This window comes from Candidatus Zixiibacteriota bacterium (assembly GCA_019038695.1).
Lineage (GTDB): Bacteria > Zixibacteria > MSB-5A5 > GN15 > FEB-12 > B120-G9.
Genome location: JAHOYZ010000052.1, coordinates 1 through 15,152 on the forward strand (window position 1 = coordinate 1; position 15,152 = coordinate 15,152).

Annotated in this window: 15 protein-coding genes and 1 tRNA gene; 9 read left to right on the forward strand and 7 right to left on the reverse strand. The window is 50.1% G+C overall.

Annotation, left to right across the window (positions count from 1 at the left end; all coding sequences use genetic code 11):
* The first annotated feature begins 187 nt into the window (after positions 1-187).
* The 9 genes from KOO62_12905 to KOO62_12945 all read left to right on the forward strand — a co-directional run bounded on the left by KOO62_12905 (position 188) and on the right by KOO62_12945 (position 7,897).
* Complete coding sequence (locus tag KOO62_12905; protein MBU8934879.1) at positions 188-1,420, forward strand: hypothetical protein; 1,233 nt, start codon at positions 188-190, stop codon at positions 1,418-1,420.
* A 12-nt stretch (positions 1,421-1,432) separates the two neighbouring features.
* Positions 1,433-1,792, forward strand: a complete 360-nt coding sequence (locus KOO62_12910; GenBank protein MBU8934880.1) for a cupin domain-containing protein — start codon at positions 1,433-1,435, stop codon at positions 1,790-1,792.
* Between the two features lie 68 nt (positions 1,793-1,860).
* Complete coding sequence (locus KOO62_12915) at positions 1,861-2,880, forward strand: homoserine dehydrogenase (protein ID MBU8934881.1); 1,020 nt, start codon at positions 1,861-1,863, stop codon at positions 2,878-2,880.
* Entirely contained in the window at positions 2,877-4,298 is a 1,422-nt protein-coding gene (locus KOO62_12920; protein MBU8934882.1) for an aldehyde dehydrogenase family protein, read from the forward strand. The genes KOO62_12915 and KOO62_12920 overlap by 4 nt, the downstream gene beginning before the upstream one ends.
* Positions 4,299-4,489: 191 nt before the next feature.
* Complete coding sequence (locus tag KOO62_12925) at positions 4,490-4,729, forward strand: hypothetical protein (GenBank protein ID MBU8934883.1); 240 nt, start codon at positions 4,490-4,492, stop codon at positions 4,727-4,729.
* 84 nt (positions 4,730-4,813) lie between these two features.
* Positions 4,814-5,359, forward strand: a complete 546-nt coding sequence (locus tag KOO62_12930; protein ID MBU8934884.1) for a porin family protein — start codon at positions 4,814-4,816, stop codon at positions 5,357-5,359.
* A gap of 11 nt (positions 5,360-5,370) precedes the next feature.
* Positions 5,371-5,925: a hypothetical protein gene (locus tag KOO62_12935; protein MBU8934885.1), complete on the forward strand. Its 555-nt coding sequence runs from the start codon at positions 5,371-5,373 to the stop codon at positions 5,923-5,925.
* 702 nt (positions 5,926-6,627) lie between these two features.
* A tRNA-Met gene (locus KOO62_12940) sits at positions 6,628-6,701 on the forward strand.
* A gap of 101 nt (positions 6,702-6,802) precedes the next feature.
* Positions 6,803-7,897, forward strand: coding sequence for a tyrosine-type recombinase/integrase (locus KOO62_12945; GenBank protein MBU8934886.1), 1,095 nt, complete (start codon positions 6,803-6,805; stop codon positions 7,895-7,897).
* A 12-nt stretch (positions 7,898-7,909) separates the two neighbouring features.
* Here KOO62_12945 and KOO62_12950 read toward each other — a convergent pair whose 3' ends face one another.
* From KOO62_12950 to KOO62_12980, 7 genes are all read right to left on the reverse strand, one after another.
* Positions 7,910-8,155, reverse strand: coding sequence for a helix-turn-helix domain-containing protein (locus tag KOO62_12950; protein MBU8934887.1), 246 nt, complete (start codon positions 8,153-8,155; stop codon positions 7,910-7,912).
* 12 nt (positions 8,156-8,167) lie between these two features.
* On the reverse strand, positions 8,168-9,538 hold the full coding sequence (locus KOO62_12955) for an AAA family ATPase (protein ID MBU8934888.1): 1,371 nt from the start codon (positions 9,536-9,538) through the stop codon (positions 8,168-8,170).
* Positions 9,538-10,326: a replication protein gene (locus KOO62_12960; GenBank protein ID MBU8934889.1), complete on the reverse strand. Its 789-nt coding sequence runs from the start codon at positions 10,324-10,326 to the stop codon at positions 9,538-9,540. The genes KOO62_12955 and KOO62_12960 overlap by 1 nt, the downstream gene beginning before the upstream one ends.
* A 104-nt stretch (positions 10,327-10,430) precedes the next feature.
* On the reverse strand, positions 10,431-10,784 hold the full coding sequence (locus KOO62_12965) for a hypothetical protein (protein MBU8934890.1): 354 nt from the start codon (positions 10,782-10,784) through the stop codon (positions 10,431-10,433).
* Positions 10,762-11,247 carry a hypothetical protein gene (locus KOO62_12970; protein ID MBU8934891.1) on the reverse strand — a complete coding sequence of 162 codons (486 nt, stop codon included), beginning with the start codon at positions 11,245-11,247 and terminating at the stop codon, positions 10,762-10,764. Before KOO62_12970 ends, KOO62_12965 begins: the two co-directional genes overlap by 23 nt.
* The gene (locus tag KOO62_12975) at positions 11,244-11,654 is read right to left on the reverse strand and encodes a hypothetical protein (protein ID MBU8934892.1); all 411 of its coding nucleotides are present in this window, start codon (positions 11,652-11,654) and stop codon (positions 11,244-11,246) included. Before KOO62_12975 ends, KOO62_12970 begins: the two co-directional genes overlap by 4 nt.
* 326 nt (positions 11,655-11,980) lie before the next feature.
* On the reverse strand, positions 11,981-14,869 hold the full coding sequence (locus tag KOO62_12980) for a hypothetical protein (protein MBU8934893.1): 2,889 nt from the start codon (positions 14,867-14,869) through the stop codon (positions 11,981-11,983).
* Between the last annotated feature and the right edge of the window lie 283 nt (positions 14,870-15,152).

Consider the following 15,152-nt stretch of genomic DNA (forward strand, 5'->3'; position numbering starts at 1 on the left):
CAAATAGGACATTTCTACTTTGCTAAAAATAGGACATTTCTACTTTGCCTTGACATTGCTGCTTGAGACACTTGAAAACCGGATGTAATTGTCTTACCTTTCTCCGCAATGAATACGAATATCATTGGTGAACACAAGAGTGCCGGTCTTCCGGAAAAGCTCTTGTGCTTGCAAGGAGAATTACATTATGCACTTCAAGTTACTAAGTGACCGAGACACCAGAGCCATCGACGCCCTGATCGATTCCTATGGCGGAGCAAAAGCGATCGGTGAGAAAATCACCGCCGCGCGGGATTACGAAACCAGAAAGAAAATCGCTGCCGAAAAGGGCTTCGGCGATATGCTCCAGAAGGCGGAGCAGCAAGCCGCTACTTTCCCAAAGATTGAGGACTTCATTGCAAAAGAGGGAATCAAGTTCGGCAAGCCAGGAATCTGTACTACCCAGGTATCCGGATTCCAGGGTGCCTATGTTACCGCCGACTGTATCCGACGCTTGGCCGAGAACGGCACGGTGCTTTTTCCCACTGAAATGATTTCGGTGGTGGCGCTTACCGATCACTACATCTATAGCGGCGATCTGATGACTACGCTGGCGATGGCGGAGAATATCCTCGGAGCCAGTAAGTTCTGCTCTACCAATCTTGTCTCCACCCCATTGCCAGAGGAACGCTTTGCCCGGCTGGAAAAAGTCACCGGTGAGAAATTTGACCGCCGTGATCTTGGTGATGGAATCAGTCAGTTGATCCTCAAGAATATGGGCACCCCGTTCGGCAACTTAGGCGGCGTCGAAATCGGGGATAACAACCATCTGGTCTACCTTGATGGTGTTGTCAGAGCAGCTACTGAGACGGGTAATGATTTTTTCCTCAATCCCAGTTGGTCGACAATTGTTGCGGCGTGCTATTTCGGTCGCGAGATACCGGAAATCAGCTTCAAGATATCGATGCTGCTGTCTACCCAGAACGCGATTCTCTTCCGAATGCTGATGAATATCTTCAAGGAATACTTACGTGATGATGGCACCACTCCGGTCTATGAGATCAACATCGGGAACGCTGCCAGTCCAGATACTTTTGTCCAGTGTTTCGAGGAACTCAAAGCCTCCTCTCTACCGGAGATTTCTCTGGCCGCTCACCTGCGTATCAATCCCGATCTTGGAATAGAAGGCTTCGACTGGACTGAAAACGCCCATAATGTGTTCGATGCTGGTGCCAATCTGACCATCAAGTACGAAAGTGACGGCACGGCGCGACCGTATGATACAATGGAGGCCTATTTCCTTTCCGATGAAGAACGAGATGAAAAAGCTAAACTGATCGGAGACGTCATTTATCATAAATGTATTCGTTGTGACCAGGATGCTAAGGAAATAATGCGCCGCGGCCACGAGACCAGATTTGCGGCCATCTCCACAAAATGATGGAATAGAATTATGCAAGAACTAATGAAGAAATGGGAAGGAACTGCCTTCCCGGAGATGATCCGTGATCTCCCGGAAGTTGAGCTTCCCTTTGAAGGTGTTCGCGGCTGGTTGCTTCAGGGAGGTAGGCAGCAGGTTGTTTTCTTTGACATTGAGCCATCCGGGGAAGTTCCTCCGCATTCGCACTGTGCCCAATGGGGCATAATGCTCGAAGGCGAGATGTCACTGACTATTGGCGATAAAACCCAGACCGTTCGCAAGGGTGACTGGTATTTCATTCCCGAAGGCGTGGTGCACTCGGCCAAATTCCATTCGCGGGTCAATGTTATTGACATGTTCGATACTCCGGATCGGTACAAGGTGAAGGGCTGACTTCGCGAGTATTGCCGGTGTGTACAAATAGAAAAAGAAACAAACAATGAACCTGGAGGTTTAGATTCATGCGATTACTGCTGATTGGTTTTGGAACGGTTGGCCAGGGACTAGCCGAACTACTTCTGGAAAAAGAGAAGAGCTTGTTTGACGATTACGGTCTGAAGACGCAGGTGGTCGGTATTTCCGATATGCTCAAAGGTAGTTTGTATAATACGGATGGCATCGACTTGACCGCTGCTCTGGAGAAGGCAAAATCCGGCGGCAAGATTTCTGACTTGTCGGATAAATACGACGGTGACGCGCTAAGCCTGATCGCTGCGGCTGATGCGGACATGATTGTCGAAGCGACCTACACCGACATCAAGACCGCGGAACCTGCTACTTCTCATATCAGGGCTGCTCTGGAAAAAGGCATGCACGTCACAACTACCAACAAAGGACCGACAGCTCTCTTTTTCCACGATATGGCTAAACTTGCCAAGGACAAAGGCGTGGAGTTTCTCTATGAAGGAACGGTGATAAGCGGCACGCCGTTACTGAACCTTATTCGTGAGACACTGGCCGGATGCGCTATTTCTGAAGTTAAAGGAATACTCAACGGCACCACCAACTATATCCTCTCAGAGATGGAAGCGGGGCTTGCTTACGAGGATGTTTTGAAAACTGCACAAGAACTCGGTTATGCCGAAGCGGTACCTGATGCCGATGTGTTGGGTTGGGATGCGCTGGCCAAGGTGACAATCATCGCCAACGCTGTCTTTGGCGCTTCGTGTAAACCGGACGATTTCTCCTGCAAAGGTATCACCGATATTACCAGCGATGCCATTGCCGATGCCAAGAAACGTGGCAAGCGATTCAAATTGATCGGCAAGGTCTGGCGCGATGGTGACCAGGTTAAGGGCAGTGTTGCTCCCGAAGAAGTGGACTTGAGCCATCCCCTCGCGGGTGTCATGGGGGCCACCAACGCGGTGACGATCACGACCGATGCCCTGGGCGATGTGACAATCGTCGGACCAGGTGCGGGCAGAGTTGAGACAGGGTACAGCGCTTTGGTGGACATCATTCATGTAGGAGGTAAGCTATGAAGATGCTGCTTGACGGCCAATGGATTGATCGCGATGACAAGATCGATGTGATTGACCCGTTTGACGGTTCGCTGATAGACACTGTACCAAGCGCCAATGCGGCTGATTGTGAAACCGCTCTCGCCAGTGCTGTCAAAGGATTTGAGATTACCAAGAAAATGACCGTTTACGACCGGGCGCAGATTCTGTTCAAGGCGGCCGACTTGATCTCGGATCGTCTGGAAGAGTTCGCGACGATTATCGCTCGCGAGGGTTCCAAGACGATCAAAGAAGCGCGGAAAGAAGCTTCACGTTGTGTCAATACGATTACCTGCTCGGCCGAAGAAGCCAAACGTATTCTCGGCGAAACAATTCCCTGGGATTCATTCCCCGGTGGCGAGAAACGACGAGGTTACTACTACCGTTTCCCTATTGGTGTTGTGCTGGCGATTACTCCGTTTAATGATCCACTCAATCTGGTGGCGCACAAATTGGGCCCGGCCATTGCCGCCGGTAATGCTGTAATTCTCAAACCAGCTACGGTTACGCCCCTCTCGGCCCTCAAACTCGTCGAAGTGTTACTGGAGGCAGGCCTCCCGCCGCAGGCGATTCAGGCTATCACCGGCGTTGGTTCGGTGATTGGCGATCCATTGGTCAGCGATGATCGTGTACGCATGATCTCGTTTACGGGTGGTGTCGAAGCCGGTAAACATATCGCCTCGAAAGCTGGAATCAAGAAAATCGGTATGGAGTTGGGTTCCAACTCGCCGGTGATTGTATGGAAAGATGCCGATCTTGATCTCGCGGTCGAGTCGTGTGTCTCAGGTGCATTCTGGGCTGCCGGCCAGAACTGTATCGGCGTGCAGCGACTGCTGGTCCATCGTGATATCTACGACACCTTCAAGACTCGTTTTGTCGAACTTACGAAGAAATACAAGATCGGCGATAAAATGAACGAAGAGACCGATATGGGACCAATGATCACCGAGTCCGAAGCGAAACGTGTAGAGACTTGGGTGAACGAAGCAGTTGACAAAGGAGCCAATTTGTTGATCGGTGGCAAACGCACCGGCGCTCTGTATGAGCCGACTGTGCTTGAGAATCTCGCCCCCGATACGACGATTCATTGCGAGGAAGTCTTCGGTCCAACAGTAAATTTGTATACGGTTGACGATATCGATAAAGCTATCAAAGAAGCCAACTCCCTGCCGTTTGGTTTACTGGCGGGAATCTTCACCAGCAATATCGAAATCGCTTTCAAGGCTGCTTACGAGTTGGATTGTGGTGGCGTAATGATTAACGATTCTACCGACTACCGTCTTGATTCGATGCCGTTCGGCGGCGTCAAGTACTCCGGACTCGGACGGGAAGGATTGAAATTTTCGTTGCAGGAGATGACCGAACCAAAGGTCGTCTGTTTCAACTTGCCGGGGATGTAGAGACTGTAACACATATCCAGAAGCGTTAATGGGCCGGGAATCGAAGGGTTTCCGGCCCCTTGTTTTGAGTGCCAATCCGTTTGACATTGACAACCCAGACCATAAACCTGCGACAGGTTCAGTTCACGATCTATGGACTGATGGGAGGTGTTTTCATGAGATTTTCCAGATGATTTATTATTGCTTATCTGGTGTTGATGCCCCTGACCGGCGCGGTCCACAGCTCAGACGAGCCAGGTAAGAGAGGCAACATCAGTCTGGATCGCATACCCGACAACGAGTGTAGTTCGTTCCTGTTGACCGAAGTCGCCTACCTAAAGAGGCTATCTCAGAATTACGGCGTGGAACTCTGGCCTGGTTATTATTCAAACAACCATCTGGATTACTATTTCTCTGCTGATGTGGGTTTGGATGATTACGGTATTATCTAGTCCGTAGGGGAATATCCGCTTGACAGCATGCGGCCCTGTAAACTATCATAATAACAGCAATAGAAATGATGAAATGGAGGGATTATGAAGATAGTATCGGCAATGATCCTGACCGTGTTCCTGTTGATGCCAATGGCTCAGGCTGGACAGGTCGGATTGGGTGCAGGAGTTTCCGGAGGGCTCGAGTTCCCGATTGCGCAGCAGGACCAGAAGCAAGGATCGGTCTTCTGTCTTAAGGCTCGGATCGGTGTTATGCCCATAGTGACGCTGGAGCCGGGGCTGAGTTTCACTCGTTATGGTGACCCTGAGTTTGATGATTTCACGTCAGACCTTGAGGGTGCCAAAGTGACGGGATACATTCTCGATGCCACCCTTGGCGGGTCATTCGGGGGTACGGGTGTCGAGCCATATGGTCTCTTTGGAATTGGTTATTACAACACATCTCTGGAGCACTTCGGGGACGACAAGAAGAACTTTGGTTGGTCGGCCGGTTTTGGTCTTGAGATTGGCGTGGCGCCGAGAGTCGGTCTCGATTTCAGAGGTCGTGTAGCAATGATCTCGACTGATGGTGGCGGCACCAAGAAATCGGGATCGGTTACTGGTGGCATTAACATATACTTCGGTAAGTGAGGGATGACTGCATGAAAAAGATTAGCAACAAGCTGGGTATGCTTGGTGGCGCCGCAGTCCTTCTGTTTCTGGCCTGTGGTATCATTAGCGGCACCTGGGTGGTAAAGTTCGAAATCGCCAAGAACAACCCCCTTTTCTGGACCGGCGAATTCTATTATAGCCAAGTGGATATGTCTGAAGCTGGCGACTGGGAAGATCACAAGGATCATCTCAAGGATATCGATCTGATCGGTTTTGAACTTTGGGCGGTGAACAATACCGACTCCGATAAAAAGTACCGAGTTTACGCCGCCTCTGATGGTTCGGGGTTGGATGCAACTTCCGCTCGATCGGAGATAGAGACTTCTGGAACATTGATCCTGGATGATGTACCTCTGCCACCTGGCATTAATACGCATATTACGTACGGACAGTCTTTTAAGTATCTCAAGAACTTTGAAAAACTCGTTAGTTACGCAGAGGATGGTTCGATACGGTTCTTTGCTATGGAAACTGACGGAGCTGTCCATGCCGATTTGCACGTGGATTCGATGTATGTGATCGTAACATTTACGGCTGGATTGTAGCTTCACACTACGAAAATCAGGCCGGCCGGTATCTCTATCGGCCGGCTTTCTTATGCCATCAAATGAAATTGCACTTCCGCCATTGACTGATTAAGGGACAACTACAATATATAACCAGTTGAGACTCATGAGTTGTTCTCGTTTATAGCCTACAAACGCAGAAGCTGCTCATCACGACCCAAACACTGCCATTTGAGCAATATCTCCGAACGCAACCTATGCGGACGTGTAACAATATACATTACAGGGTATTAGTCCGCTACACAGAGAATAAGCCCGACCGTCACGACGCAAATTATGCGTTTCTTAGTGGAGCGCCTTTTGGTGTCGCTCTTTTGATTTCCTTGTAACTGATTGTAATAACAACACATAACTGGTGAGGGTAGATATTCTTTGGTTGTGGCATGAAGGTTGTTTCTTTATTGGTTGTGAGATAAAGATCATTCATAGCAAGAATGGCGGTGAAGGGTTATTTCACTAGGTGGGGATTAGAGGAGCTATCAGGAAGATGGCTCCTTTTTCCTTTTTAGCCAATAACGGGCTTGAGCCGACTTGGAGATACGGGGGCGCACCTCTAAAGAATTTCATAGAGATCGGTAGTTCGAGGTTCAGAATGGTAAGCAAAGTTCTCAAGAACGGCCTGTGACCGTGAATATAGCCTTGACTAGAGCACAGTTTTTGTTACATTCTCTAACCTATGATGGCGGTGTAGCTCAGCTGGTTAGAGCAGCGGAATCATAATCCGCGTGTCCGGGGTTCAAGTCCCTGCACCGCTATATTTTTTCAACTTACCCATTGACAACTACTTACAACTTCCGTATCTTGGCACATGAGTCAATTGTGACGAGATTGTGACGTGGATTTCGGAGGGTTTGATATGGGTTCGATTTTCAAACGCGGAAGAATCTGGTATATCGATATCACAGTTGAAGGCAAACGCCTTCGCAAGCCAGTCGGTACATCAAAAAAGGTGGCATCCCTGGCTCTTGCCGATCTGGAGGTGAAGGTTGCTCGCCAGCAATTCGACCTTGACGTGCCAGATGGGCAGCTGGCTGATCTATTCGAAGCATATCTAGGTTATTCGGATACTAATAATGCTCCGAGCACCACCTTGCGATATCGCCAGGTCATTCAGAACTTCGTGCTGTTTCTGCGGCTTCACCATTCCCATATCTCCAAGGTGTCTGAACTGAGCTTACCAACCATCGAGGGATACAAACGCTTTCGGAAATCTATCAATCCACGCACAATAGAACTTCCTGATGACTTCGAGTACAAGGTGGCCAGGAACACAAAGCTGGCCAGTCCCAAAACAATTAACTATGAACTCAAGACTCTAAAATCAATATTCCGTTGGGGGAAAAAGCACGGCTTCTGTCATACCAATCCATGTGAGGATGTGACACTCTTTAAAATCCAGGATGCAAAAACACCAAGGTTTCTTTCAAGAAACGAATGCAGTCAGCTTCTTGACTACTCCAGCCCAAAGTACTACCCGGTTTTCTACACCTTTCTTAACACTGGCCTAAGGCTCGGTGAACTCATCAATCTGCAATGGGGCGATATCAACCTCAAGCGACGGATTCTCACCGTGCGAAAAAAGGAGGACTGGAAGCCCAAAACTGGAGAGCGTGAGATTCCCCTAAACGATGGGATGATTGGTCTCTTAAGGCGGATGAAGCCACCAAGGGCAACCTTGCGCGATTACATCTTCACACACGAGGATGGAAGGAAAATGGGGCCAAAGGTCCGGAAAGCTCTCATCAGTACCGCAGTTGAAGCGGATATTCCGGACTTAACCAAAGTCCACAGTCTGCGTCACACTTTCGCCAGTCAGCTGGTAATGAGCGGGATCGATTTGCCAACCGTACAGCGATTGCTGGGACACAGCGATATCCAGACCACGATGATCTACGCCCACTTGGCACCAGAACATCTGCTCGACGCGGTTCAGAAACTCGAAATCAGTTGAATCGTTGACGAGCTACGTTGCTGCCTTGCTCCTGCGACGTATGCCTGGGGGTAAGAATCTGTCAAGGTCCGCCGTCGGCATTGCCACCGTTTTCTTCGTTCGAGACTTCAACCATCTCTCAATATCCTCTTCTCTGAAACGAACCAGCCGACCCACCTTGATGTATGGTATAGTACCCAGGTGCGTCCACTTGTATACCGTCGCTGGTTTGACTCCCAGCGTCTCGGCAAGTTCGTTTAGTGTGAGGAGCTTCTTCATATCAGTCTACTCTCAAAATAGCTCTCGATTGGGCGATTCTTCGAAGAACCGCATGGCCTTCGGATGCCAACGACATTTATGTAGGAATGTCTCGCCTTCCTTGTTCTTCGCGATGACAATGTATGCGGCATGGTCATCACGGGACGGGTCCAGAGCGTTTTTATATTTCGGACTGGTCTCACCGTACCGCCGTTTGAGAAACTCTAAAGGAATCCACGGAAACAGTACGATGTTGGCCTCCTGCTCAATCTCACCAGAGTCCCGCAACATGGACGGCCGCGGGAGCTCATTGACCTTCAGTTTGTCGTAAGATCGATTCAACTGAGACAGAGCTATACACGGGACTTCTAGATCCTTTGCAAGTACCTTTAGGCCCCTGACTATTGATCCCACCTGAAGAGTACGGGATTCCTGATTGTCTATGGCGATCTGTCCCAGATAGTCGACTAGAATTCCGTCCAGCCCATAGCGACGCTTGACCCGACGGGCCAACGAAGCAATATCGCCTACGGAGAGACCGGATGAGTCAATCAGAAAGAGCCGGTCATCAGCGACAAACGGAGCAGCAGCCAAGCACAGCTTTTCCTTTTCCTTCTCGGTGACAACGGCATCACGCATCTTGATGGCCGATATGTTGGTACGGTTGGCAAGGAGCCGACGCACTACAGCCGCTTTGCTCTCATCCAGTGAGATGTACAGGAGTTTCTTGCCTTTGGAGAGGTTCTCTCGCACAATGCCAATCAAGAAGGATGTCTTGCCCATGGAGGGCGGCCCGCCGATAATCATAAGCTGCCCCGGCTCAAGGTAACTCAGCCGACGATGAAGGCCGGGGAACGGCATCTTGATGCCGTCCTGAACGCTCTTCACGCTGCCAGAACATACTTCGTCGACATAGGATTGCATGAAGGAGCCAATAGGCTCAGCAGTCAAATCCTGCTGGCCATCTGAATGGGTTAGTAGTGTCTCCACCCTGGCCGCGATATCAGAGTCATTCGCCCCGGGATCTTCGCATCGAACGGCTATCTGTCCGACCTTGCTCACAAGTTCGCGCCGCCACGCCAGGCTCCGTAGTGTCTCCAGGTGGTTGCCGGGATGTGAGACGCAGGATTGGTTTTCCTTGAGTTCAATCGCATACGCACCGGGACTGCCGCCCTTGAATGCTTCAGATTTCCGCAGGAGCGGTGTCAGGTCGAAAACGTCGAACTCACTATTAGTGGCTACCAGTTCCTGAACAGCTTCCCACACCGCACGGTTCTTGGGGTCAGAGAACACCAATGGGTCGACAGGTCCGCCTTCAAGATTCTGAAGCTCCGAGGGATTGTGTATCGCCGCACCCAGGAACTGACGCTCGATATCGATATCATAAAGTCCCGTGACATGCATCAGTAGCACTCCAGGACTGTATGTGATTCCGAGAGCGATTGAGCCAATTTGTTGACCGTACCCTTGAGCGTACCCATTGTCCTGCCAGCTTTGTCGTAGAAGGGGTCGTCACTCAAGAATAGGGCATCGACAAGTTGTCGGAACTTCTCCAGGTCGTAGGTTGCCAACAGATCCCGCACGATTGTCCCGTCCTTGCCCTTCACGAAGTGGTAAGGGGTGTCGGTGGAGTCCAGGTGCTTGTCACAGAAGTATGCAATTGCCTTCGCATGGTCCGACTTCGGTTTCGGCGATTTTGCCTTCTCGGATTCGCCTGCCCTTTCTATATCTTTCTTTCTTTCTATTATAGAGGGGGGTGAACTCTCGGACAGTAGTTGTGTACCTTCTGGTTCAGGGGTAACGGTACTGGAGTTCAGGGGTGAACTCTCGAACAGCTGTCGTGTAAGCCAGGTGTCGTAGTGTTTATTGAATAGGAACTCGTTCAGATGCTGACCCCGGACAAGTGCACCTGTGCGTTCATAGTGGATGATTCGTCTAGCCTTGAGTAAGCTAATGACCTTGCGTATCATTCTGGACGTGAAACCAGTAGCTGCCACCATTGCGGATACCGTGATGGAAGCGGACTTCTTGCTGTACCCCCAAGTCTGGTCGATTATATACAAAACGACCTTCAGTTCGGAAGCAGTCATATCGGAGAGCAATAGCTCCCGATAAACATCGTTAGCGATACGACGGTGACCATCTTCGCGCTGCGGGCTAACCGCCGACAACTTTTGGTATGGGTTTTCCATGGCCCTACAGGCGCGTCAGCGACTTCGCCTGACCTCATAGACTACTGGCTTCGGATTCGCGAAAGAGCAAGCCATTCTCGGGGCGTTATGGATATTAAAGGTTGTCATCTCGCAACTTCCTCACAGACCTCCCGAGTGTTCACGATGAACCCGGCATCTGTGGCTAAGAAGTCATCGGGACTGAAATTCTCTATCCCGTAATCACTTGGATCGCCTTCCACGCGACCACACATTCCCACTCGGTCGAAGCCAAAGCATGTCCTGCCTGAATCGGTTCCCCTTGACCACCAGACCAAGCGTCGAACCTGGTCTAACAGGAGTGGGTAGCCGAACCTATCCAGCCCCTGGTGCATGTTGCTGACGGTCAGGTCAAAAAGCTCACGCGACATTGTTTGAGTGCTGGGATCAAGAACGTAAAGGAGCTCTTCAGCCTTCTTAAGTCGTGTGTTTAGTGCCATCGTATCCTCCATGATCTTGAATTGCGTCCATAACATTTTGATATCCCGGCCGGTCACCACGTTTTGAGAGCCATTCCCGAAAGTCGTCGAACGATGAGATTGGTCGGCCGGCGAACTTCGAGACTGACTTGAAGCAATCGGCAACCACCGGTTCGACGTTGCCGAGTCGGTCCGCAGTAGGGTTCCAGGGTACAGCCGCTATCTCATCATGCGCGGCTCTCTCGGCCTCACGGATTCTGTTCGACGGTGCGTCGTCTGGAATCGGTCTATCCAGTTCATTCTGGACCCACATCGGTACATCGATACTCCCGAGCAGACAGAGGATGCCCACATCAAGCCCCTCTGTGCTCATAGTTCGTAAGTTGTAATTCTGACGGACCAATTGTTGGAATCGCACCTGATCCTCTCCGATGACGAGTGCGTCTTCGGCCTTTCCAACACGGCGGTTTAGCGATGCTATCATGAATCTCCTCCTTTTTGGATATGTTCTTCGATAGCGATCAATCGTTCATCAAGCTCACCCTGTTCCCGAGCCTTCAGAGCGATGTTACACAGGTATCCCACACAGTTGGCTACGCGCACTCCGATTTCGCCCCGTCTAACCTGGCTGATGGTCATCGCCAGAAGCTTTTTAACATCATCAGCCGAGTCGATGACAACGTCAGGAGCATTTTTCGAGAGAGTTGCAGCATCGATCGAGACTTTGGTGCTCGGTGCAACGCTGTTTGCATAGCCGCGCTTACGAGCTGCCCTTTGTTCGGCTTGTTTGGACGGATCATGGAAGAAACAGAACTCTGAATCCTTGCCAGGCCACGCCTTGCAGCGATTGCCATCCAGCTTCACATGGTTGCATTGCCGTTTACTTTTCACTTAGCTATTCCCCCTTCATGCCATTGTGGCGGTATAATGAAGTCGATAAGCCGCTTATGAATGGTGACCGACCAATCTCTTCACCGTCCACCGGAGAATCAAACAGTAGGCTGCTGGCTCTCCAAAGATAATCGGCGGTATATGTGGCACGACTTCTTATCACGTCGTCTCCAAGATAGATGTCTCGCCGCACTCCGGCGGTGAGCATCGGGTTGAGTCATCTCTCTACTTGGCTACGCGTGACAGTCGACGTCACATTGTGACATTTGACGTCACAACGACATCACAACTGTGTTTTTTTAGGGAACGGATATGAAAATCGCAGGCTACAGCCACCACTCGTATTCGGACTGTGGAGTGTAGGATACGTATTTGCCTGTTTTGATTGAGGTCATCAGATGCATTGCCAAGGCGTTTGATCCCTCTGAATCGTATTCGACTAAGTGTTTGATAACGCGATCTATGGCTCTTCTGACTGCAGTTCGCTTGCTATTGAGAACGTTTGTATCCTTTCGTGATCTCCCGAAAATGTCGGTGCTGGCGTTAAGGTACACCTTTACGGCCTGAAGTTCCTCTTTTGCTTCCATCTTCTCCTCAGGGTTGACCAGTGTATCCAACCCCAGCTTCAGATCGAGTTCGTCCCTTCTACTCAAAAGAAGCGAGATGGTCTTCTTGTCAACAAGGTCATACGGTGATTCAAAATGGACTCTTCTCAGACCCATGCTCTCAAGGTTGTGCTCGTTTAGCTGGCTGAGTAGCCTGCTCGCCTCTGCAAGGACCGGAGGGTCGACTAGGCCCACCAGCGACAAGACATGTATGCCCTGGCCTTCGGGGTCGGGATGTCCAAGAAGGTAATGGACGTATTTGCAGCCCAACATATCATCTAAAGCAAACGTTTTACCATCCTCGAAAGAGACAACCCACTTGTCGCCCGCCTTCTCGAACCGATAGATAGCTTCATCGCGTGCTTCTGATTTGGTCGAAGCTTCCGATTCGAATTCGGTGGAAGATTTGCCCTGGCCAGGCGCTTCCTTGGGTGCTTCGTCACCAATTCCCAGCACCTCGCAAGCTGATTTCCACTCATCATAGATTGTATCAGGCTCCGGAAAACTGAGGGCGCAGCAGCACCGTCTCATGAGATCGTCGTATTCGGCGGACGAGCTACACAGCCCATCGTTGAGGAGGGCATCAATCTCAGCCTGACGATCCCAACCATGCCAGAATGTGGGTATGTTTGCATCTCTTAGTGCAGCTTCCGCATCAGAGCTTCCCAAATCACACACAATTGGCTCGATGTGTTCGAAACATTGATCCCGACGAATCACGATGACCTTACTCACAACCGGTTCGGCCTCATGGGACAATAGAACGCTTCCCCCGGGACCACGGCGCAGCATATAGACGTTGTCCATCACCTGTCGCATAGCAGAAATGGGAAATCGATTGGCGATGGGATACCCTGGAAACTCGGGATACGAGTGAAGATAACGATGGGCGAATTGGATTTCAAAGTCCGCGTCCTCGTTTTCGCCCGGAAATCTTTTGTATCCAAGTTCAAGTTCTGTTCTGGCCTTCACTGACTCAGAATCTTCAGGGATCAACTGTCTTTTCTGCTCATCGTGATATTCCTTGTATTTCTTATCGGAAAGGGGTGTATACTCTCCGAACGACTCATAACTCAGGTCAAGTACGCGATCATAGTATATCGTATTCTCGCTCTTGTACCAGTCCGCCCTGATAGCCTCTCTGAGGAAGTTGAATAGATGATCGAAACCAGCCCAAGAACGGTAGCGCAGAAGGAAGTCGATAGTTCGTCCGCAAATGTACTTCGGTTCTCCAAGACGATTACCCCGCTCGTCAAGATGTTGGTTGATCATGGTGGATATTATTAGCGGCAAGTCATCAAGTCTTTCCTTGTACTCTGGAGCAGTGATTTTCTCTGCTGCATATTTCGAAGGAACCGTCTCATCCTCCTGAAACACACTTATTCCGTTAGCCGTAAGTAAGCTTGCCAAATGCCTTCGGAAGAACAAATCGCCTTTGAGGATCACAGTCTTATTCGACCTGTTTTCTTCAAGTAGACCGAACACACTCTGCACCAGTTTGTCACCTTTAGTGTCTTGAATAGGCTCGACCATCAAGTACGCGTAGAGTAGATTCTTTAGATCGATGCCTTGTTGCTTGAATTTAAATACAGCATCGTCTTGATCTACGGGCAGTTCGTACAAGGCTGCCGAATGAGTAGGTGGCACTGGTTCGGTGCAGCGTGGTTCTGCCTTCATCTTTCCGTCAGTAACTCCCAGGAACTCCTTTGCTTCCAGCCATTCGGCATAGGCGTCTGCGCTGTCGGATGGTGGCCAGTCGATGGATTCCTTCTCGGTCCACAGCACGTAATCCGCCATCTTATCGAATCCCAGCCGTTCACGAATGCGATCCTCGTCCACGTTCTTGAGTCGCATCCGAAGGCAGTCTACTACTTTTTGATTGAAGTGCGGAGTTGAACTCTGTCTATCAATGGCATGCCATGCCTTGAAACCGTGATAACTCACCTGAGCTCCCGTGAGTGACACTACATTCCTCTCGAAGCATCGGACTTGGGAAAGTGTAAGCACTTTGTTCTGAAGTATTCGCGGCGGAATACTCGCTTCAGCACCTGGCTGTACTATTGATGCAACGTAAGCAGAGAAAAGGTTTATCGGATGATATCGCACATCTTCATCAGGAGATAGGCCCTTGCAGGTTCCGTCACATGGATCAAATCCGGTGTACATCAGCGCGGGCGAGGAGTAATGCCATAATTCTCCAGACACGGACTTGGAGAGGTCATCATCTGACAAAAGCCTCTGGTCTGGAGTGAGAATGCCTAACTTGACGGCAGCGACTATATCTTCAAAAACCCGATCTTCCAAAGAATGGCCATATTGTCGAGTCAACACACTCAGGGAAACCGTGTAGAGAGCCGCTACTTTCAACTTGTGCAGCTCATTTCTGCCTTGGACTATCTCAGAAATAGCTCGCTGAATCGCATACGGAACAATTACTTCATAATCCACATATCGGGCTGAAGTGTCAGGGACCCAAATTCGTGGATGCTTAGGCTTTGCCTCCTTGAGCCAACTATCAATATGGATAGAATGAACCGATCTACGCTCGCGGTCCGGATGGACGCTGAAGTCAAGATCCAACAGCTCCAAGACGGCGATGAAGTCATCCATTAAGGACCCTGGCTTGCCTCTTATCTCAACAGGCCAGCCATATTGACGCGCGGTCACAATCCTATTAATCGCGTAGGCTGTCATGGATCTATCCGACGAGCGTAAGTACGCCCTGAGATGGCGGGTCAACTCAACAACATCGAAGTCTGGGGATTGGCTGCTGTGCTTATTGGCCATATTCTGCTCTGATCTCAGATTTGTTCCTTAGGACACGGTGCTAATTGTCTATTCCTATCCATCTGTGCTTCGCTGCGATGTGTTGCTCCTCTGACGTCTGGAATAT

Bases quoted from the DNA above. Each gene is read 5' to 3' on its own strand.
- KOO62_12960 (MBU8934889.1), bottom strand. From the start codon at position 10,326: ATGGAAAACCCATACCAAAAGTTGTCGGCGGTTAGCCCGCAGCGCGAA.
- KOO62_12945 (MBU8934886.1), top strand. From the start codon at position 6,803: ATGGGTTCGATTTTCAAACGCGGAAGAATCTGGTATATCGATATCACA.
- KOO62_12970 (MBU8934891.1), bottom strand. From the start codon at position 11,247: ATGATAGCATCGCTAAACCGCCGTGTTGGAAAGGCCGAAGACGCACTC.
- KOO62_12930 (MBU8934884.1), top strand. From the start codon at position 4,814: ATGAAGATAGTATCGGCAATGATCCTGACCGTGTTCCTGTTGATGCCA.
- KOO62_12920 (MBU8934882.1), top strand. From the start codon at position 2,877: ATGAAGATGCTGCTTGACGGCCAATGGATTGATCGCGATGACAAGATC.
- KOO62_12935 (MBU8934885.1), top strand. From the start codon at position 5,371: ATGAAAAAGATTAGCAACAAGCTGGGTATGCTTGGTGGCGCCGCAGTC.
- KOO62_12915 (MBU8934881.1), top strand. From the start codon at position 1,861: ATGCGATTACTGCTGATTGGTTTTGGAACGGTTGGCCAGGGACTAGCC.
- KOO62_12965 (MBU8934890.1), bottom strand. From the start codon at position 10,784: ATGGCACTAAACACACGACTTAAGAAGGCTGAAGAGCTCCTTTACGTT.
- KOO62_12905 (MBU8934879.1), top strand. From the start codon at position 188: ATGCACTTCAAGTTACTAAGTGACCGAGACACCAGAGCCATCGACGCC.
- KOO62_12910 (MBU8934880.1), top strand. From the start codon at position 1,433: ATGCAAGAACTAATGAAGAAATGGGAAGGAACTGCCTTCCCGGAGATG.
- KOO62_12980 (MBU8934893.1), bottom strand. From the start codon at position 14,869: ATGGATGACTTCATCGCCGTCTTGGAGCTGTTGGATCTTGACTTCAGC.
- KOO62_12955 (MBU8934888.1), bottom strand. From the start codon at position 9,538: ATGCATGTCACGGGACTTTATGATATCGATATCGAGCGTCAGTTCCTG.
- KOO62_12950 (MBU8934887.1), bottom strand. From the start codon at position 8,155: ATGAAGAAGCTCCTCACACTAAACGAACTTGCCGAGACGCTGGGAGTC.